Origin of the sequence: Caballeronia zhejiangensis (genome assembly GCF_000698575.1) — a bacterium.
Taxonomy (GTDB): Bacteria; Pseudomonadota; Gammaproteobacteria; order Burkholderiales; family Burkholderiaceae; genus Caballeronia; species Caballeronia zhejiangensis.
The window spans coordinates 126,072-144,395 of record NZ_JFHD01000001.1; the positions used below are offsets into that span (position 1 = coordinate 126,072).

The following is an 18,324-nucleotide window of genomic DNA, read 5'->3' on the forward strand; positions in this document are numbered from 1 at the left end:
CGAATGAACGGGAGACACATCATGGCCAACTTGAAGAATCGTCCGCGTTTCGCGATTTCGGAGCGAACGGACAACCGCGTCGCGCTGAGTTCCGCCGATGGCGCGGGCATCGAACTGTTCGTCCTCGCCGATGACATCATCCGCGTGCTGGTCTTGCCGCACGGCGAACTGCGCGGGCCGCGCACCTGGGCGATCGCGCCCGGACAGGACGACGTGCCGCTCGAAGGACGCGACCGCTACGATACGAGCGGCTTCGCGAGCGCACCGTTCACGATGTCGGACGATGACCAACACGTCGTCATCGAGACAGCGATGATCCGCTTGACGATTGCGCTCGACGGCGGCTTCTGCTCGTGGCAAATCGTGCGCGACCGCCAGTGGCATCACGTCATGAACGATCGCAAGACGCAGGCGTACAACTTCGGCTGGTGGGACGAGCGCGTGTATCACTACATCGCGCGCAAGCCGGGCGAAATGTACGTGGGACTCGGCGAACGCGCGGGTTCGCTCGACCGCGCGAATCAAAGCTACGAGATGCGCAACGTCGATGCGATGGGCTACAACGCCCGCACGACCGATCCGCTCTACAAGCACATTCCGTTCTACGTGACGTGGCAGCCGGAGACATCGACGGGCTTCGGTCTCTTCTACGACACGCTCGCCGATTGCCGCTTCGACATGGGCCGCGAGCTCGACAACTATCACGGGCACTATCGGCACTTCATCGCGGAGCACGGCGATCTCGACTATTACTTCATCGCGTCGCCCGACACGCCGCTTCACGCCGTGCGCCGCTTTACATGGCTGACGGGTCGTCCCGCGTGGATGCCGAAGTGGGGCCTCGGCTACTCCGGCTCGACGATGAGCTACACCGACGCCCCCGACGCGCAAAAGCGCATGGCCGAATTCATCGACCGATGCCGCGAGCACGACATCCTGTGCGATTCGTTCCATCTTTCGTCGGGCTATACGTCGATTGGCGGCAAGCGCTACGTGTTCAACTGGAATCGCGACAAGTTTCCCGATATCGACGGTTTCGTGACGAGCTATCTGCGCGAAGGCGTGCGGCTGTGTCCGAACATCAAGCCGTGTCTGCTGCGGGATCACCCGCTGTTCGATTCCGTCGCCGATGCCGGTCTCCTGATCGAAACGCGCGACGGCGAACCGGCGTGGGTGCAGTTCTGGGACGAAGTCGGCGCGTATCTCGACTTCACGAATCCGCGGACCATCGACTGGTGGAAAGCGCGCGTGAAGGAAAGCCTGCTCGCGCACGGCATCGCCGCGACGTGGAACGACAACAACGAGTTCGAAATCTGGAGCGCGGATGCAATCGCGCGCGGCTTCGGCGAGCCGTTTCCGGCGCGCGAGGCCAAGGTCCTGCAGACGCAACTGATGATGCGCGCCTCGCGCGACGCGCAGCGCGAACATGCGCCCGGCGTGCGGCCGTTTCTCGTATCGCGCTCGGGCGGCGTCGGCATGCATCGATATGTGCAGACGTGGTCGGGCGACAACTACACGTCGTGGGACACGCTGCGCTTCAATCTCAAGATGGGCCTCGGTCTCGCGATGTCGGGCGTGTCGAACAGCGGACATGACATCGGCGGCTTCGCGGGGCCCGCGCCGGATCCTGAACTGCTGTCGCGCTGGGTCGCGTTCGGCATCTTTCTGCCGCGCTTTTCCATCCACTCATGGAACGACGACGGCACCGTCAACGAGCCTTGGATGTATCCGCAAACTACCCATCTCATCGCCGGTCTCATCAAGCTGCGTTACCGGCTGATTCCGTACCTGTACCAACTGCTGTGGCGATCGCATCGCGCGTACGAACCGGTGCTCCGTCCGATGTTCGCCGAATTCCCCGACGATCCGCTCTGCCTCGAAGACGGCGACGACATGATGCTCGGCTCGTCGCTGCTCGTCGCGCCGGTCGTCGAGGCGGCGCAAAGCGAGCGACGCATCCATCTGCCGAAGGGCGCGCGCTGGTCGTCCTACTGGAGCGGCGAAGTCTTCGACGGCGGCCAAACGGTCACGCTGCCCGCGCCGCACGATCGCCCCGTCATGTTGATCCGCGAAGGCCATGTGATTCCGCTGAACATCGCGGAGCAGCACTTCGCGCGTCCCGCCGATGAACGCGCGTTCATCGCGTTGCCTTGCGCGGGCGCCGGCGTCGCGCGCGGCGATTGCATCGAAGACGACGGCGAATCCGAAGCGTGGCGCGACGGCGTGCACGGGCGCTGGCGCGTCGTCATCGAAAGCGATGCGCGAAGCCTGCGCATCGCGATAGAACGCCACGGCGCGATGCCACGCGTACAGAACGAAGTCCGCGTGAGCGTGCCCGCATCGGATACGCGCGTCGCGACCTGCGCGACGGGCGAGCTGGCCGGCGAGCGCATCGCGGACGGCTGGCGTCATATCACGCTGCGTCTTGCAGACTGAGCCTCAACACTTCACGGGAAAGTAATCAGCAATGAAGTCCTTGAATCGCGCACGGACGCGCGCAGGCGTCCTCACGTTCATTTCTCTCGCCGTCGCCCTGTTCAGCGGCACGGCGACGGCCCAAAGCAGCGTCACGCTCTACGGCGTCGTCGATAACGCGTTCGCGTATGTCAGCAACCAGCGCGGGCAGTCCAACGTCTACATGAGCCAGGGCAATCTGCAGGCGAGCAAGTTCGGGCTTCTCGGCGCGGAAGACCTCGGCGGCGGCACGAAGGCGATCTTCCGGCTCGAAAGCGGCTTCAATTCGCTGACGGGCGCGCAAGCCAGCGCAAACGCGATGTTCAATCGTCAAGCCTATGCGGGCTTGAGCCACGAGCGTTACGGCACGCTGACGCTCGGCCGCCAGTACACGCCTTACTTCAGCATGGTCGGCGCGCTCGGACCGACGGGCGTGCTGACCGGCGCGACCGGCGCGCATCCCGGCGACGTCGATGCCCTCGACACCACCCTGCGCTTCAACAACGCGGTCACGTATGCGTCGCCGGTGATCGCGGGTCTCGCGTTCAGCGTGCAATACGCGCTCGGCGGCGTGCCGGGCAGCATCGCGAGCGGCAGCAACTTCAGTGCCGCGCTTCGCTACGACTACAAGCCTTTCGCGATCGCGGCGGGCTACGTGAAGCTGAAAGACATCGCGACCAGCCCGGCGCTCGGGAGCTTCGCGATCAACTCGCCGGTGAACAACGGCTACGCGAGCGCACAAAGCGCGCAACTGATCGCGGCGGCGGCGCGCTACACGTACAACGATCTGATGCTCGGCCTCAACTATTCCAACGTGCACTATGCGCCGGGCTCGCGCTCGCTTTTCGCCGATGAAGCCGTGTTCAACAGCTACGGCGCCATCGCCACTTACCGGTTCACACCCGCGGTGAATGTCGCGGCGGGCTACAGCTACACGCGCGCGAGCAGGGCCAACGGCATCGGCGATGCGGCGCAGTATCACCAGATTTCGTTCGAGGAAACGTACAGCCTGTCGGCGCGCACTACGTTCTATGCGCTGCAGGCGTATCAGCACGCGCGGGGTCAGTCGCTCATCGCGTCGGGCGGAACGGGCGGCGTGGCGATTGCGAATGCCGTGGCGGTCGTCGGCGATTCGCAGAACGCGTCGCCTTCGTCGGGACCGTCGCAGTTCGTCGCGATGGTCGGCATCCGGCACGCGTTCTGATCGACGCGCCGCTACGACAGCATCCAGGTTCGCGCGAACGCATCGAAACGCGCGATTTCTTCCGCTTGCCATTGCGCGCCGTGCCCGAGTTCTTCGGCCATGATTCTGGCGACTTCGGGCGCGGCATCGCGGGCGGCGGCGGCATCGAGAAACAACGCGCGATTGCGCCGCGCGAGCACATCCTCGACACAGCGCGCGAGTTCGGCCCGCGCCGCGAAGCGCGTCTGCGCCTCGGTCAGGCCGCTCGCCTTCACCAGAACGTTTTGCGCGCCCGGCAGACGATCGATGATTGCCCCATCGGAACCGTAGTAGCCGTGTTGCTCCGCCGTCGATCCATGCAGCGGCAACGACGCCGTTCGGCACGGCGCAGCGCTCAGCAGTTGCTTCGAGACGGCGAGATCGATCACCTGCTGCGCCATCAGACGGTACGTGGTCCACTTGCCGCCCGTCACGGTGATCATGCCGGTCGCGTTCATTTCGATGGTATGTTCGCGCGACAACGACGCGGTCGATGCCGCGCCGTCACTCTTCACGAGCGGACGCAGCCCCGCCCATACGCTCAGGACATCGTCGCGCGTCGGCTTGACGGACAGATAATCGGCAGCCGTCGCGAGAATGAAATCGATGTCCTCGTCGCTCGCGCGCGGATCAAGCGGCAAGTCGTGACGCGGCGTGTCGGTCGTACCGACTATCGCGTGACCGTGCCACGGCACGATGAACAGCACGCGCCCGTCCTGCGTCTTGGGCACGAGGATCGCGCTATCGCTGCGCAGGAAGCGGCCGGGCAAGGTCAGATGCACGCCCTGGCTCGGCGCGACGATCGGGCGCGCGCCGGGCTCGGCCATCGCGCGGATCGAATCGACCCAGACGCCCGTCGCATTGACGACGCAGCACGCGTTCACCGCGAACCGGTCGCCGCTTTCGACGTCCTCCACCTCCAGCCGATGACGCCCCGCCGCGCGATCGAACTGCACGCCGCGCACCGCCGCATTGTTCAGCGCGACGCCACCGAGATCGAAGAGCGTGCGCATCAGCGTGATGGCGAGACGCGCGTCGTCGAACTGGCCGTCGAAATAAAGCGTGCCGCCGCGCAGCGCGTGACCGTGCAGCGATTCGGCGAGCATCGGCGATTTCGCGCGGGTTTCGGCGAGATCGAGGCTGCGGCTCGCGCGCAGGTTGAGCGAGCCCGCGAGCCAGTCGTAGATCTTGAGGCCCGCGCCGTACGTCAGCTTGTCGCCGAGCCGGTACGCGGGAACGATGAAACCGAGCGCGTGCACGAGATGCGACGCATTGCGCGCGAGCAGTCCGCGCTCTCGCAACGCTTCGCGAACGAGCGGGATGTTGCCCTGCGCGAGATAGCGCACGCCGCCGTGCACGAGCTTGGTGGCCTTGCTCGATGTGCCCTTCGCGAAGTCGCGCGCTTCGAGCAGCAAGGTCCGATAACCGCGCGACGCCGCATCGACGGCCGTGCCGAGACCGCTCGCGCCGCCGCCGATCACGACGACATCGAAGAACGGCGTCTGATCTGTTTCGCGCAAGAGCGCCGCGCGTCCGGATGGCATGTTCGTTTTCATGTCAGACCGTGGAAAGCGGTTCTTCGGCGGGATGTTCCCAGGCGCGGGCGCGATCGATCGCGCGATGCCAGCGCTCGATGTGCATCGCGCGTTCCGCCGACGCCATCGCGGGTTCGAACCGGCGCGCGGGCGGCCACGCGCTCGCGATTTCGTCGCGGCTCGACCAGAAGCCCGATCCGAGTCCGGCGAGGCAGGCCGCGCCGAGCGCGGTCGATTCCGTGACGCTCGGGCGCACGACGGGACGGCCGAGCAGATCGGCCTGAATCTGCATCAGCAGGTCGCTCTGCGACGCGCCGCCGTCCGCGCGCAGCTCGCTCACGGCGATGCCGGCATCGGCTTCCATCGCGTCGAGGACATCGACCGTCTGGAACGCGATGGCTTCGAGCGCGGCCCGCGCGATATGCGCGCGATTCGTCCCGCGCGTCATGCCGAGCAGCGTGCCGCGCGCGTAGGGATCCCAATACGGCGCGCCCAGACCCGCGAATGCGGGCGCGAGCACGACGCCTTCGCTCGACGAACATTGCGCGGCGAGCGCGCTGATTTCCGCCGCGCTTTCGATGAACCCGAGACCGTCGCGCAGCCACTGGACGATCGCGCCGCCCATGAAAACCGCGCCTTCCAGCGCGTAGGTGCGCTGCCCGCCGAATTCCCAGCCGATCGTGGTCAACAGCCGATGCCGCGATGCGACCGGCTGCGCGCCTGTGTTCATCAGCATGAAAAGGCCGGTGCCGTAGGTATTCTTGACGAGGCCCGGCTCGACGCAGCCCTGCCCGAAGGTCGCGGCCTGCTGGTCGCCGGCGACGCCTGTGATCGGAATCGGCGCGCCGAACAACGCGGCGTCGGTATGGGCGATCGCTCCGCTCGATGCCACGACTTCGGGAAGCACGGCGCGCGGGATATCGAAGAGCGCCAGCAGCTCGTCGTCCCATGCGCCTGCGCGGATGTCGAAGAGCGCGGTGCGCGCGGCATTCGATACATCGGTTACGTGGCGGCGGCCTGCGCTCAGTTGCCAGAGGAGCCAGCTATCGACGGTGCCGAACGCCAATTCGCCGCGGCACGCGCGCGCGCGCAGGCCGGGCGCGCTGTCGAGCAGCCACGCGAGCTTGGTCGCGGAAAAGTATGGATCGATGCGCAAGCCCGTCTTTTCTTCGATGAGCGATTCCGCGCCGGATTCGATCAGACGGGCGCAATGCGCGGCGGTGCGGCGGTCCTGCCAGACGATCGCGGGTCCGACGGGCGCGCCCGTTTGCCGGTCCCAGAGCAGCGTGGTTTCGCGCTGATTGGCGATGCCGATGGCGGCGATATCCGAAGCCCGCGCGCCGGCCTTCTGCATCGCTTCGTGAGCGACGGCGAGTTGCGACTGCCAGATGTCGGCGGGATCGTGCTCGACCCGCCCCGGCTGCGGATAATGCTGCGCGAACTCCCGCTGCGCGCTCGCTATCACGCTGCCCGAATGGGCGAACAGCATCGCGCGGGAACTGGTCGTGCCCTGGTCGAGGGCAAGGATAAAACGTCGCTGGCTCATGCGGCCACTCCAGACAGCCGGTTCGGAGAATGTTCGAATACGAATCTGAATATTCGTTTTCAACCATCGTAGCATCGCGTGGCGTCGACGGAAAGATGGCGGACGCACTGTTCGAGCGCATGTGAACCGGCAATTTCAGAGCCGGCGTTGGTCGGCGGCGGCTTTCGTCGTACACTGCGCGCATCCGATAATTTTCATTTTTTTGCGATTCCGAGCAGCTTTCGATGACATCCGACCAAGCACTGAACGGCAGGCAGCGCGCGCTGCTGGATCGCGTCGCCCGAGACGGCTTCGCGACCATCGAAGACCTCGCGGCGCAATTCGACGTCACACCGCAGACGATCCGGCGCGACGTCAACTGGCTGTCCGATCGGAACCTGCTGCGCCGATATCACGGCGGCGCGAGCGCGCTGACGAGCTCCGAGAACGCCGCGTACACGGCGCGTCAGCAGATGTTTCTCGACGAGAAGCGTCGCATCGCGAGGCGGGTCGCGGCGGAGATTCCGAATCACGCGACGCTCTTCATCAATCTCGGCACGACGACCGAGGAAGTGGCGCGCGCGCTGCGCCAGCATACGGGCCTGCGCGTCATCACGAATAACCTGAACGTGGCGAACATTCTCGCGGACGAGTCCGACGCGGACCTGATGGTCGCGGGCGGCAAAGTGCGCGCGCGCGACAAGGGCGTCGTGGGCGAGCAGGCCGTCGACTTCATCCGGATGTTCAAGGTGGACTTCGGGATCATCGGCATTTCGAGCATCGAGGAAGACGGCACGCTCCGGGACTTCGACATCGCGGAAGTGCGCGTGGCGCAGGCGATCATCGAGCAGTCGCGCACGGTGTTTCTCGTTGCGGATCATTCGAAGTTCGGCCGCGCCGCGCTCGTGAAACTCGGGCATCTCAGCCAGATCGACGCGCTCTTCACCGACGCCCCGCCGCCCGAATGGATCGCGGAAAGTCTCGCCGATGTCGCCGTGCATGTCGCGGATTAAGGCGACGCGATCGGCGAACCGTCCTTGTCGTCCGCAGCGTCGCGGACACTACAATCGGGTACTTTGACAGCATCCGCTTACAAGCACGGGGACGCGAACATGGCGCAAGCGCCGCACATCGGCCGGAAGGAAGACCGCAGCACGCACAACGAACGCCGCTGGCTCACGACCGGCGGTCCGATTCTCTTTTTGCTGCTCTGGTCCGCCGGCTTTCCGATTGCGAAAACCGGCCTGCATTACGCGTCGCCGCTGACGTTTCTCGCAATACGCTTCGCATTGAGCGTCGGCCTGCTGCTCGCGGTATGCGCCGTGAAGCGTCCGCAATGGCCGCGCAACGCGCGCGCGTGGCTGCATCTCGGCGTCGTCGGCTTTCTCGTGCAGGTGATGTACTTCGGACTGAGTTATCTGTCGATGACCGCGGGCATCGCGACGTCCGTGCTCGCGCTGATCGTGTCGTTGCAGCCGATTCTCGTCGGCGTGCTCGCGCCGAAGTTCGTCGGCGAACGCATCGGCGTGCGCAGATGGATCGGCTTGCTGCTCGGGCTCGCGGGCGCGGCCGGCGTGATCGTCGCGCGCGGGCCGCTGCATGCGGAATCGCTCGGTCCGGTGCTGATGGCGATCGGCGCGCTCGTCGGCATCACGGCCGCGATGCTCTATGAAAAGCGCTTGGGGACCGCGCAAGATCCGGTGACATCGAATCTCGTGCAATACAGCGTCGGCTTCGTGTTTTGCGCGCCGATGGCCTTGCTCTTCGAGCACACGCAAGTGCAATGGACGCCGGCATTCATCGCGACGCTCGCGTATCTCGTCGTCGGCAATTCGCTGATCGCGATCACGCTGCTGCTCGCGATGACGCGTGCGGGCAAGGTCTCGCAAGTCGCGTCGCTGTTCTTCTTCGTGCCGCCGGCAGCCGCCGTGCTGTCGTACTTCTTTCTCGGCGAAGTGCTGCCGAGGACCGCATGGTATGCGATGGGCGTCGCCGTGCTCGGCGTCGCCATCGCCACATGGAAGCCGCGCAGATAGCGGCTAGTGCGAATGCTTCGGCACTTCCGCGCCACGGCATCCGACGAGAAAGTCGAAGTCGCAACCTTCATCGGCCTGAAGAACGTGCTCGACGTACAGCTTGCGATAACCCGTTTTATCCTCGGGAATCTCGCTCTTCGCCGCGTTCCACGCATCGAGGCGCGCGCGGATTTCATCGTCGCCGATGTCGATGCGTAGCACGCCGTTGTCGCAATCGAGCTCGATCCAGTCGCCATCGCGCACGATCGCAAGCGGCCCGCCCGCGCGTGCCTCGGGCGCGACGTGCAGCACGACGGTGCCATACGCGGTGCCGCTCATGCGCGCATCCGACACGCGCACCATGTCCGTCACGCCTTGCGCGAGCAGCTTCGGCGGCAAGCCCATGTTGCCGACTTCCGCCATGCCCGGATAACCCTTCGGCCCGCAATTCTTCATGACGAGCACGGAGTCCGCCGTGACATCGAGATCGGGATCGGCGATACGGTGCTTGTAGTCGTCGAAGTTCTCGAACACGACCGCGCGCCCGCGATGCTTCAGCAACGCAGCCGTCGCCGCCGACGGCTTCAGCACCGCGCCATTCGGCGCGAGATTGCCGCGCAGCACGCACAATCCGCCATCGGCGACGAGCGGCTTGTCGAGCGGGCGAATCACTTCGTCGTTGTAGAGCGGCGCTTCCTTCACGTTCTCCCACAGCGTGTGGCCGTTCGCGGTGAGCGCATCCGGATGCGGAATCAGGTTCGCTTCGCCGAGACGCCGCAAGACGGCGGGCAAGCCCCCGGCGTAGTAGAACTCTTCCATCAGGAAGCGGCCCGAAGGCTGCAAATCGACGAGCGTGGGCGTGCCGCGACCGATGCGCGTCCAGTCGTCGAGTTCGAGCTTCACGCCGATACGCCCCGCGATCGCCTTCAAATGAATCGCCGCATTCGTCGATCCGCCGATCGCCGCGTTCGCACGAATCGCGTTTTCGAAGGCCTCGCGCGTGAGCAGCTTGGACAGACGCAAATCCTCGAGCGCCATTTCGACGATACGCATGCCCGACAGATGCGCGAGCACATAGCGACGCGAATCGACCGCCGGAATCGCGGCGTTGTGCGGCAGCGTGACGCCGAGCGCTTCGGCCATGCACGCCATCGTCGATGCAGTGCCCATCGTGTTGCAGGTGCCCGTCGAGCGCGACATGCCCGCTTCCGCCGACATGAACTCGTGAATCGAAATCTTGCCCGCCTTCACCTGCTCGCTGAGTTGCCATACGACCGTGCCCGAGCCGATGTCGCGTCCTTCGTGCTTGCCGTTCAACATCGGTCCGCCCGAGACGACGATCGCGGGCACGTCGCAGCTCGCCGCGCCCATCAGCAACGCGGGCGTCGTCTTGTCACAGCCGACGAGCAGCACGACCGCATCGACGGGATTGCCGCGTATCGCTTCCTCGACGTCCATGCTCGCGAGATTGCGCGTGAACATCGCGGTGGGACGCAAATTCGATTCGCCGTTGGAGAACACCGGAAACTCGACGGGGAACCCGCCCGCTTCGAACACGCCGCGCTTCACGTGCTCGGCGAGCTTGCGGAAGTGCGAATTGCACGGCGTTAGTTCGGACCACGTATTACATATGCCGATGATCGGCTTGCCCGCGAACTCGTGGTCCGGAATGCCCTGGTTTTTCATCCAGCTCCGGTACATGAACCCGTTCTTGTCGGCGGTGCCGAACCACGCGGCCGAACGGAGCTTGGCTTTTGGGGCGCTCATGGCTTTGATCACTTGATGGGAAAGACCTATAAATAGCATGACTATATCGATGGGGCGTACCGGGAAAACGCTAATCGCCACGTCAAAACACTCTGCATATAGTTTGTCTATTGAAGTCAGCGCGCGGGCTTCGTCGTCCCAATTACTAGTTCAAAACGCCGCGCTCTCGAATCGCCCTCTCGCACTGTTCGCACGGTCATCCGCAACGCTTCGTTCTTTCATCGATGAAAGCCGCGTGTGTATGACGTGCCGTGAAACCCAGTATCTGACAGCGATCGACGATGAGTCGACCCATCGACCAACGAAGAAGAGACCGGAGGAACACATGGCGCAGAATCGGGATGACGACGCAAACGACAGCAAGCTCATCAGCGCGGGCCGGCGCGGCATCATGCAGGGCGCGGGACTCGGCGCGGCGCTGTCGCTCCTGGGCGGCGTGACCGGTGGCGGCGGTTTGATCTCGTCCGCGCAGGCGGCCGAAGCGGCGTTTCCGCAGCACAAGAAATGGAAGATCGTGTTCGTCAATCATGTGACGACGAACCCGTTCTTCGTGCCGACGCAATACGGCATTCAGGATGCGTGCTCCATGTTCGGCATGGACTATCAGTGGACCGGCTCGGCCACGTCCGACGCGGGCGAAATGGTGCGCGCGGTGAATTCTGCGATCGCTGCGAAAGCCGATGCGATCGCCGTGCCGATCGTCGATCCGAACGCATTCGACAAGCCCATTCAGGCCGCGCTCGACGCCGGCATTCCCGTATTCGCTTACAACGCCGATGCGCCGCGCGGCAAGACGAATCCGCGGCTCGCTTACATCGGACAGGATCTGTATCTGTCGGGTTATCAGATGGGCGAGCGAATCGCCAGCATGATCGACAGCGGCATGGTCGCGCTTTTCATCGCGACGCCGGGACAGTTGAACATTCAGCCGCGTCTCGACGGCGCGAGCGATGCGATCAAGAAATCCGGCAAGAAGATCGACATTCAGACCGTTGCGACGGGCGCGACCGTCAACGAAGAACTGTCGAAGATCAAGTCGTTCTATCTCGGGCATCAGGACCTGAAAGGCATGTTCGCAGTCGATGCCGGCAGCACGCAAGGCGTCGCGCAAGTGATGAAGGAATCGAACCTGCCTTCGAAGGGCGTGCATGGCGGCGGCTTCGATCTGTTGCCGCAGACGATCCAGCTCATCCACGAAGGCTTCCTCGATTTCACCATCGACCAGCAGCCGTATGTGCAGGGCTTCTACACGGTGATGGAAGCGTTCGTGTTCCTCGCGTCGGGCGGGCTCGTCGGGCCGGCGAACATCAATACCGGTCTCAAGTTCGTGACGAAGGATACGGTCGAGCCGTATCTCAACACGTCGACGCGTTATGAAGGCAAGACCACCAAGCCGCAAATCGTGCCGATGAAAGGGGCCATCAAGTCCTGATGAACACAGTGAACGAACCCCGTAAAGCAACGACGCCCGCGCGGATCGCCAGTCCGCGCGGTGCGTGGGCGTCGCATTGGGCGCCGGAGTTGCGCATCCTCCTCGTGGCCGTGCTGCTCGCGGCTTACTTCCAGTTCATCAACCACGACTTCCTGTTCAGCAACGCGAGCCTCGTCAACCTTTCGCAGTATGTCGCGCCGGTCGCGATCATCGCGTTCGGCGAGATCATGCTGATGATCGGCGGCGACATCGATCTGTCGGCGGGCATGGTCTTCGCATTCGCGCCGTTCATGATGGTGTTCGCGAACGAAGCGGGCGCGCCGATGTGGCTCGCGGTGATCGCGGGGCTCATCGCCGCGGCGATCATCGGCTTCGTGAACGGCGCGGTGACGGTCTTTCTGCGCCTGCCTTCGTTCGTGACGACGCTCGGCACGCTCTTTCTCATCAACGGCATCACGCTGACCGTCTCGCGGGGCACGCCCGCCGCGACGCCGGGCTCGCCGGAATTCGCCGCCGTGATGGGCGCGTGGGGCTATAGCGAGATCATCTGGACCGTTGCGATTGCGTTCGTCATGCATGTGCTGTTGCGGCATACGCGCTGGGGTCTGCACACGCAGGCGGCGGGCGCGAATCCGCTCGGCGCGAGCGAAGCGGGCATTCATGTGAACCGGCTGCGGCTCGGCAATTTCGTGCTCGCGGCGGTGCTCGCCGGATTCACGGGCATTCTCGAAAGCTTTCGCATCACGTCGATCGATCCGCAAGCGGGCGGCAATCAGATCATGTTCCTCGCCGTGGCCGCTGCCGTGATCGGCGGGACGCCCTTGACGGGCGGCTCGGGCACGATTGTCGGCGGACTGCTCGGCGCGGCGGTGCTCGGCATTCTGAGCGATGGCTTCACGCTCATCGGCATCAACGCGTTCACGTTCAACATCATTCTCGGCGCCGCGATTCTCGCCGCGATGATCTTCAATATCCACATCGGCCGCATTCGCCGCAAGGGAGCACGGTGATGGCAGACCCGCAAGCAGCAGCCGCCACCGATCTCGCGCTGCGCGGCGACAAGCTCGTCAAACGCTTCGGCGCGGTGACGGCGCTCGACGGCGTGTCGCTTACGCTCGGCCGTGGCGAGATTCTCGGCATTCTCGGCGACAACGGCGCGGGCAAGTCGACGCTCGTGAAGATTCTCACGGGCTTTCATCAGCAGACGAGCGGCACGCTGCATGTGCACGGCGAGGAAACGCTGCTGAAGTCCGTCGATCATGCGCGCGCGCTCGGCATCGAATGCGTGTATCAGGACCTTGCGCTCGCGAATTCGCTGTCGATTTATCACAACATGTTCCTCAATCGCGAGATCGTGCGGCGCGGTCCGTTCAGGCTCGTCGACCACAAGCAGATGCGCGAGCGCGCGGCGCAATGTCTCGAGGATATCGGCGTACATGTGCCTTCGGTCGATCTGCCGGTCGAGCGTCTGTCGGGCGGTCAGCGTCAGGCGATCGCGGTCGCGCGCGCGGTGCATTCGAACGCGAAAATCCTGTTGCTCGACGAGCCGCTCGCCGCGATGGGCGCGCGCGAGGCCGCGCTCATCATCGATCTCGTGATGCGTTTGAAGGAAAAGGGCGGCCTCTCGATCATCATGATCATGCACAACTATGCGCAGACGCTGGACATCGCGGATCGCATCATGTTGATGCAGCGCGGCCGCGTGACTTACGAGCAGCGCAGCGCGAACACATCGGTCGCGGAACTGATGGATATCGTGAGACGGGAATATCGGGCGATGCGCGCGACGACCGCTCAATAGCCGTTTCGAGCTGCGCGTCATGGATTACCGCAACCCCAAGCAACGCAAGAGCATGCACGGACGCATCGTGCAGGAGCTCGGCATGCAGATCGTAAGCGGGCGCATTGCGCCGGGCGAGCGTCTGCCCGCCGAGCCCACGCTCTGCGAAAGCTACGGCGTGAGCCGTCCCGTGCTGCGCGAAGCGACGCGCGTGCTCGTCGCGAAGGGGCTCGTCGTATCGAAGCCGCGCGTGGGCAGCGTCGTGCGCGCGCGCGACGAATGGCACATGCTCGACCCGGACGTGCTCGTCTGGACCATCAGCCATCTTCCCGAAGGCGAGTTCTTCCGCTCGCTGATGACAGTCCGCCAGATCATCGAACCGGCCGCTGCCGCGCTCGCGGCCATCTCCGCGACGGATGACGACATCGCGCGCATCGGCGCTGCGTATGAGCGCATGGAAGGTGCGCAGACCGCCGCCGATCTGCTCGTTCCGGACCTCGAGTTTCATCGCTCGATCATGGCGGCCACGCACAACGACATGCTCGCGTATATCGGCAACATGCTGTCGCTCGCGCTCAGCGAGTCGATCAAGCTCACGAGCCGCCACCCGAATACGCACGCGCTGTCACTACCGCGTCACAAGGCGATCTTCACCGCGATCGCGAACCGCGATGCGCTCGCGGCGCGTCAGGCGAGCGTCGTGCAGCTCGACAACGCACGCGCCGACGCCACGTCCATCCTCGGCGGCGCGGCGCTCGAACCGGACCGTCCCCTCTCCGGGTAAGTTTTCCCGATCTTTCGCGTCGTAACGTTTGCATCGGACGAAATTCGTTCAAGTCCCGTTCATCCCTGCCGTAAACCCTATTGAGACCGGCTTCGACGCGGTCTCCTCTTCGCCCCACGTGTCCGGCAGCGCCCTCTTCCGGACGGCTCACCGGGGTTAATCGACAAGCATTCCACCGTTCCTGCGTCCGACGCGGGACGAAGGTCCGTTACCGGTCCGTCCGCGTTCGTCCGGACGACTCGCGCAACGTACGCCTACTTCGTGGAGATGGATGTCAGCCACTTAGTAATCCGTATTGAAATGACGAACTTCGCTCCGGCCTTCCGCTTCATCCGATTCAAGTCTATTGCGCTCGTTGCAGCGGTGAGCGTGTTGGTCGCCGCATGCGGCGGCGGCGGTGGCGGCAGCAGCGACAACGCATCATCGAGTAGCGCCGCGCAGAGCGGCAGCGCGTCGGCTTCTTCCGCGAGCGTGACGGGATCGGATACATCGCCATCGGGCACGGGGACGACCAAGCTCACGACGAGCCCGCCCGCCACCGCGAGCGACACCTCCGACGACACCGCGTCGAGCGGCACATCTTCGCCCACGGCCAGCGCGCCCGCTCCCGCGTCGAGCACGGATAGCACGAGCACCGATAACTCGAGCACCGGCAACACAGGCACCACGACGCCGACGCCGACGCCGTCCGCGCGACTCTTCTACGGCGTGAACGGTCACAACAATGAAGGCGGCGCCTACGATATCTCCAGCCCCGCGCTGCAGCTTTCGCAATTGCAGGATCTCGGCGCGAAGCTGTATCGCAACGAGGTCTATAGCCAGGGCACCGCGAACAAGCTCGCGGGCATCGCCGACATCATGGCGGCAGGCGGCGTCACCGTGTATCCGGTGATCCTGATGGACATCGCCACGTTCATCAACGAAACCGACGGCTACAACGCCGGTTTCGCGCTCGGCCAACAGACGGCGAGTTCGCGCCGCTATGCGTACTACGAGGTCACGAACGAGATGGAATCGGCGCTGCTGCTCGGCAATGTCGATGGCGTGCTTCCGTCGCAATACGATGCCGCCAAGTTCAGGATCCTGCGCGGCGTCATTCGCGGGATGATCGCGGGCATCAAGTCGGTCGATACGTCGGGGAAGATCATTCTGGGCGGCGGCACCTGGCTGCACTACGGCTTCGCGCAAATGCTCGCGGCCGGCACGGAGCCGGATGGCAGCACGGGGCATGAGGTCGTGAATTGGGACATCACCGCGTGGCACTGGTACTCGGACATGAACGACATCACCAACGCGTGCGGCGGCACGGGCTGTCACAACGTGCTCGCGGCGCTTCAGGCGCTCGGCAAGCCGATCTGGATCAACGAGGCCGGCGTGCGCCCGAACTTCGGCACCGATCAGCAGATCGCGGCATATCTCGTCGGCAACAAGATGTTGGCGCAGTTCGTCACGCTCGCATCGACCTACGGCATCGAATCGGTTCAGACGTACCAACTCTACGACGATCCGGCGGGTCTTCCGGGCGGCGGCGCATACGGCTTGCTCGAGAACGACGGCCACACGCAGAAGGACGCCTATACCGCGTACAAGAATTTCGTCGCGGCGCATCCTATGTGATGCTTTCGCCTTCGATCAGCACGCGGCCATTGTCGATGCGGATGGGTATGTGCCTGAGGCTCGCGCCAAGGCATGGACCATCGACGCACACGCCGTCTTCGAAGCGAAACATCGCGCTGTGATGCGCGCACATCAGCAGCGCGCCTTCATAGGTCCAGAACGCGTCGGGCTCGTAGTTGAGCGGTATCGAGAAATGCGGGCAAACGTTGCGATACGCCCACGCATCGCCGCCGCGTCGCAGAACGAGAACCGATGGCGCGGCTTCGAAGCCGCCGCCATCGGGAATGTCGTCGAGCGCGCAAAGAACGTTCACGCGGGCTCCTTCACGAGCAGCGTGAAATCGCGCGCCACCTCGTAACCGCCCTCCTTCGCCACATACTCGATGACGAGCGAGCGCTTCACGCCGAACACTGCATCGGAGTTCACATACGGATCGTCGGACGAGTAGAGCGCGGTTGTCAGCGGCTCGTAGCCGGGTGCGTCGATACGAAAATGGATGTGCGCGGGACGCATCGGATGACGTCCCGTAGCGACGAGCATCTGGCCGACGGGACCATCGGTCGGAATCGGATAGCTCGTCGGCTTAATCGAATGGAACGCGTACGCGCCGTCGGCATTCGTGCGAAAGCGCCCGCGCAGATTGCCTTCCGGCTGATCCGGGTCTTGCCCTTCGTACATGCCGTTCGGCGCGGTTTGCCAGACTTCGATCAGCGCATCGGCGACGGGCTTGCCGTTCACGTCGCCGACCGTGCCATGAAAGAACACCGGCTCGCCATCGCTTTGCGCGATGTTCGCGCCGAACGCCGATTCCTTCACGCCATCGCGATAGAACGGGCCGAGCAGACTGCTCTCGGTCGCGGCTTCATCGTGATGCTGATTGATGTCGTCGAGCACGATGGAAAGCCCCAGCGTATCCGACAGCAGAATGAACTCCTGCCGGATGCCGTCGCACTTCTTGCCCGTCGCCGTGAGGAACTCGATGCCGCGTCGCCATTCGTCGTGCGTGAGGTTCACTTCGCGCGCGAACGCATGCAGATGACGCACCAGCGCGACGACGATCTCCTTCGTGCGCGCATCGGCGCATTGGCCGAAGGCGTCAGTGACGGATTGCGTGAGGTGTTCGTTCATGGTCGTCGTCCTTCGTAGGCCGCTTCGATCAGCGCACGCAGCGGCGCGCGTTCGACCGGACGCGGATTCCAGTACGGGCTTTTCAACGCGATATCGACGGCGATGTCGATATCGCTCTCCTTCATGCCGATGTCCTTGAGCGCGGTCGGCGCGCCGTTCGTTCGTGCGAGTTCGAATGTGCCTTGCGCGGCATCGTCGGCGTTCAATGCGCGAGCGATGCGCTTCATGGCGCCGGGCGCGGCATCGCGGTTATAGGCGAGCGCGTGCGGCAGCACGATGGTATGCGTTTCCGCGTGCGGCAGATTGAACGTACCGCCGAGCGTATGACACAGCTTGTGATGCAACGACATGCCTACGCTTCCGAGCACCGCGCCGCACAGCCACGCGCCGTAGAGACAATCGCTGCGCGCATTCATATCTTCAGGATTCCGGGCGACCTTGCCGATGCCTTGCGCGAGCGCGCGAATGCCTTCTTCGGCCATCAGGCTCACGATGGGATTCGCGTCCTGCGCGTACAGTCCTTCGGCAGCGTGCGCGATCGCGTTGATGCCGCTCGTCACTGAAAGCGACGCAGGCAGCGAGACCGTGAGTTGCGGATCGTAGATCACGGTTTTCGGCAGCACGCGCATGTCGCGGCCGGTCTTCTTCAAGCCGGCTTCGGTGAGGCCGTAGATCGGCGTCATTTCCGAGCCTGCGTAAGTGGTCGGCACGGCGAGTATCGGCAATGACGATGTCAACGCGATCGCCTTGCCGAGACCGGTCGTCGAGCCGCCACCGATGGCGATCGCGCAATCCGCGCCGATGCGCTCCGCATACTCCCGCGCCGCGCGCGCCGTTTCGACGGGAACGTGCATCACCGCTTCGGCGAACACGCCCGCCGCGCGATGTCCGATGCGTTCGGCGAGCGCTTCGGCCTGATCGCGTTGCGGCGGCGTCGAGAGAATGAGCGCGCGCCTTGCGCCCAGACGTTCGATCTCGCGTTCGACGTGTTCGATGCTTCCCGCACCGAACACGACGCGCGACGGCATGCCCTGATAAACGAACGATTGCATGATTTCGGGTGCG

Annotated in this window: 16 protein-coding genes; 9 read left to right on the plus strand and 7 right to left on the minus strand. The window is 64.4% G+C overall.

What is annotated here, in order from left to right; all coding sequences use genetic code 11:
• Window positions 1–21: 21 nt before the first annotated feature.
• On the plus strand, window positions 22–2,436 hold the full coding sequence (locus BG60_RS00585) for a glycoside hydrolase family 31 protein (RefSeq protein ID WP_008346089.1): 2,415 nt from the start codon (window positions 22–24) through the stop codon (window positions 2,434–2,436).
• 31 nt (window positions 2,437–2,467) lie between these two features.
• Entirely contained in the window at window positions 2,468–3,658 is a 1,191-nt protein-coding gene (locus BG60_RS00590; RefSeq protein ID WP_008346091.1) for a porin, read from the plus strand.
• A gap of 11 nt (window positions 3,659–3,669) precedes the next feature.
• On the opposite strand, the gene BG60_RS00595 is transcribed toward BG60_RS00590, so the two are convergent.
• Window positions 3,670–5,232 (minus strand): glycerol-3-phosphate dehydrogenase/oxidase, encoded by a 1,563-nt coding sequence (locus BG60_RS00595; protein WP_008346093.1) that lies wholly within the window; start codon window positions 5,230–5,232, stop codon window positions 3,670–3,672.
• Window position 5,233: 1 nt separating this feature from the next.
• Window positions 5,234–6,757, minus strand: a complete 1,524-nt coding sequence (glpK, locus tag BG60_RS00600; RefSeq protein ID WP_008346094.1) for a glycerol kinase GlpK — start codon at window positions 6,755–6,757, stop codon at window positions 5,234–5,236.
• 224 nt (window positions 6,758–6,981) lie between these two features.
• On the opposite strand from glpK, the gene BG60_RS00605 reads away from it, so the two are divergent.
• Window positions 6,982–7,749 (plus strand): DeoR/GlpR family DNA-binding transcription regulator, encoded by a 768-nt coding sequence (locus BG60_RS00605; RefSeq protein WP_008346095.1) that lies wholly within the window; start codon window positions 6,982–6,984, stop codon window positions 7,747–7,749.
• 99 nt (window positions 7,750–7,848) lie between these two features.
• Complete coding sequence (locus BG60_RS00610; RefSeq protein ID WP_008346096.1) at window positions 7,849–8,772, plus strand: DMT family transporter; 924 nt, start codon at window positions 7,849–7,851, stop codon at window positions 8,770–8,772.
• A gap of 3 nt (window positions 8,773–8,775) precedes the next feature.
• Here BG60_RS00610 and BG60_RS00615 read toward each other — a convergent pair whose 3' ends face one another.
• Entirely contained in the window at window positions 8,776–10,518 is a 1,743-nt protein-coding gene (locus tag BG60_RS00615) for an IlvD/Edd family dehydratase (RefSeq protein ID WP_008346097.1), read from the minus strand.
• 325 nt (window positions 10,519–10,843) lie between these two features.
• Between BG60_RS00615 and BG60_RS00620 the strand changes: the two genes are divergently transcribed.
• Genes BG60_RS00620 through BG60_RS00635 form a run of 4 tightly spaced genes read left to right on the plus strand, consistent with a single transcriptional unit; the run spans window position 10,844 to window position 14,514 of the window.
• The gene (locus tag BG60_RS00620) at window positions 10,844–11,950 is read left to right on the plus strand and encodes a sugar ABC transporter substrate-binding protein (RefSeq protein WP_008346098.1); all 1,107 of its coding nucleotides are present in this window, start codon (window positions 10,844–10,846) and stop codon (window positions 11,948–11,950) included.
• A complete protein-coding gene (locus tag BG60_RS00625; protein ID WP_008346099.1) occupies window positions 11,950–12,960 on the plus strand; it encodes an ABC transporter permease in 1,011 nt (336 codons plus the stop codon). Before BG60_RS00620 ends, BG60_RS00625 begins: the two co-directional genes overlap by 1 nt.
• On the plus strand, window positions 12,960–13,751 hold the full coding sequence (locus BG60_RS00630) for an ATP-binding cassette domain-containing protein (protein WP_008346100.1): 792 nt from the start codon (window positions 12,960–12,962) through the stop codon (window positions 13,749–13,751). The genes BG60_RS00625 and BG60_RS00630 overlap by 1 nt, the downstream gene beginning before the upstream one ends.
• Before the next feature lie 19 nt (window positions 13,752–13,770).
• Window positions 13,771–14,514, plus strand: a complete 744-nt coding sequence (locus BG60_RS00635; protein ID WP_008346102.1) for a FadR/GntR family transcriptional regulator — start codon at window positions 13,771–13,773, stop codon at window positions 14,512–14,514.
• Between the two features lie 254 nt (window positions 14,515–14,768).
• On the opposite strand, the gene BG60_RS40045 is transcribed toward BG60_RS00635, so the two are convergent.
• On the minus strand, window positions 14,769–15,182 hold the full coding sequence (locus tag BG60_RS40045; RefSeq protein WP_008346103.1) for a hypothetical protein: 414 nt from the start codon (window positions 15,180–15,182) through the stop codon (window positions 14,769–14,771).
• A gap of 40 nt (window positions 15,183–15,222) precedes the next feature.
• Here BG60_RS40045 and BG60_RS00645 point away from each other — a divergent pair, with 40 nt between their 5' ends.
• Complete coding sequence (locus tag BG60_RS00645; protein ID WP_034470092.1) at window positions 15,223–16,131, plus strand: glycoside hydrolase family protein; 909 nt, start codon at window positions 15,223–15,225, stop codon at window positions 16,129–16,131.
• Here BG60_RS00645 and BG60_RS00650 read toward each other — a convergent pair.
• Genes BG60_RS00650 through BG60_RS00660 form a run of 3 tightly spaced genes read right to left on the minus strand, consistent with a single transcriptional unit; the run spans window position 16,124 to window position 18,311 of the window.
• Window positions 16,124–16,444, minus strand: a complete 321-nt coding sequence (locus BG60_RS00650) for a Rieske (2Fe-2S) protein (RefSeq protein WP_008346109.1) — start codon at window positions 16,442–16,444, stop codon at window positions 16,124–16,126. The two genes, BG60_RS00645 and BG60_RS00650, sit on opposite strands and share 8 nt — an antisense overlap.
• Window positions 16,441–17,259, minus strand: a complete 819-nt coding sequence (locus tag BG60_RS00655; RefSeq protein WP_008346110.1) for an intradiol ring-cleavage dioxygenase — start codon at window positions 17,257–17,259, stop codon at window positions 16,441–16,443. Before BG60_RS00655 ends, BG60_RS00650 begins: the two co-directional genes overlap by 4 nt.
• Complete coding sequence (locus BG60_RS00660) at window positions 17,256–18,311, minus strand: maleylacetate reductase (protein WP_008346113.1); 1,056 nt, start codon at window positions 18,309–18,311, stop codon at window positions 17,256–17,258. The genes BG60_RS00655 and BG60_RS00660 overlap by 4 nt, the downstream gene beginning before the upstream one ends.
• Between the last annotated feature and the right edge of the window lie 13 nt (window positions 18,312–18,324).

Excerpts from the sequence above, each read along its gene's own strand:
- BG60_RS00590 (WP_008346091.1), top strand. The coding sequence starts at position 2,468 with ATGAAGTCCTTGAATCGCGCACGGACGCGCGCAGGCGTCCTCACGTTC.
- BG60_RS00610 (WP_008346096.1), top strand. The coding sequence starts at position 7,849 with ATGGCGCAAGCGCCGCACATCGGCCGGAAGGAAGACCGCAGCACGCAC.
- glpK (WP_008346094.1), bottom strand. The coding sequence starts at position 6,757 with ATGAGCCAGCGACGTTTTATCCTTGCCCTCGACCAGGGCACGACCAGT.
- BG60_RS00630 (WP_008346100.1), top strand. The coding sequence starts at position 12,960 with ATGGCAGACCCGCAAGCAGCAGCCGCCACCGATCTCGCGCTGCGCGGC.
- BG60_RS00620 (WP_008346098.1), top strand. The coding sequence starts at position 10,844 with ATGGCGCAGAATCGGGATGACGACGCAAACGACAGCAAGCTCATCAGC.
- BG60_RS00585 (WP_008346089.1), top strand. The coding sequence starts at position 22 with ATGGCCAACTTGAAGAATCGTCCGCGTTTCGCGATTTCGGAGCGAACG.
- BG60_RS00605 (WP_008346095.1), top strand. The coding sequence starts at position 6,982 with ATGACATCCGACCAAGCACTGAACGGCAGGCAGCGCGCGCTGCTGGAT.
- BG60_RS00625 (WP_008346099.1), top strand. The coding sequence starts at position 11,950 with ATGAACACAGTGAACGAACCCCGTAAAGCAACGACGCCCGCGCGGATC.
- BG60_RS00660 (WP_008346113.1), bottom strand. The coding sequence starts at position 18,311 with ATGCAATCGTTCGTTTATCAGGGCATGCCGTCGCGCGTCGTGTTCGGT.
- BG60_RS00655 (WP_008346110.1), bottom strand. The coding sequence starts at position 17,259 with ATGAACGAACACCTCACGCAATCCGTCACTGACGCCTTCGGCCAATGC.
- BG60_RS00595 (WP_008346093.1), bottom strand. The coding sequence starts at position 5,232 with ATGAAAACGAACATGCCATCCGGACGCGCGGCGCTCTTGCGCGAAACA.
- BG60_RS00615 (WP_008346097.1), bottom strand. The coding sequence starts at position 10,518 with ATGAGCGCCCCAAAAGCCAAGCTCCGTTCGGCCGCGTGGTTCGGCACC.
- BG60_RS00635 (WP_008346102.1), top strand. The coding sequence starts at position 13,771 with ATGGATTACCGCAACCCCAAGCAACGCAAGAGCATGCACGGACGCATC.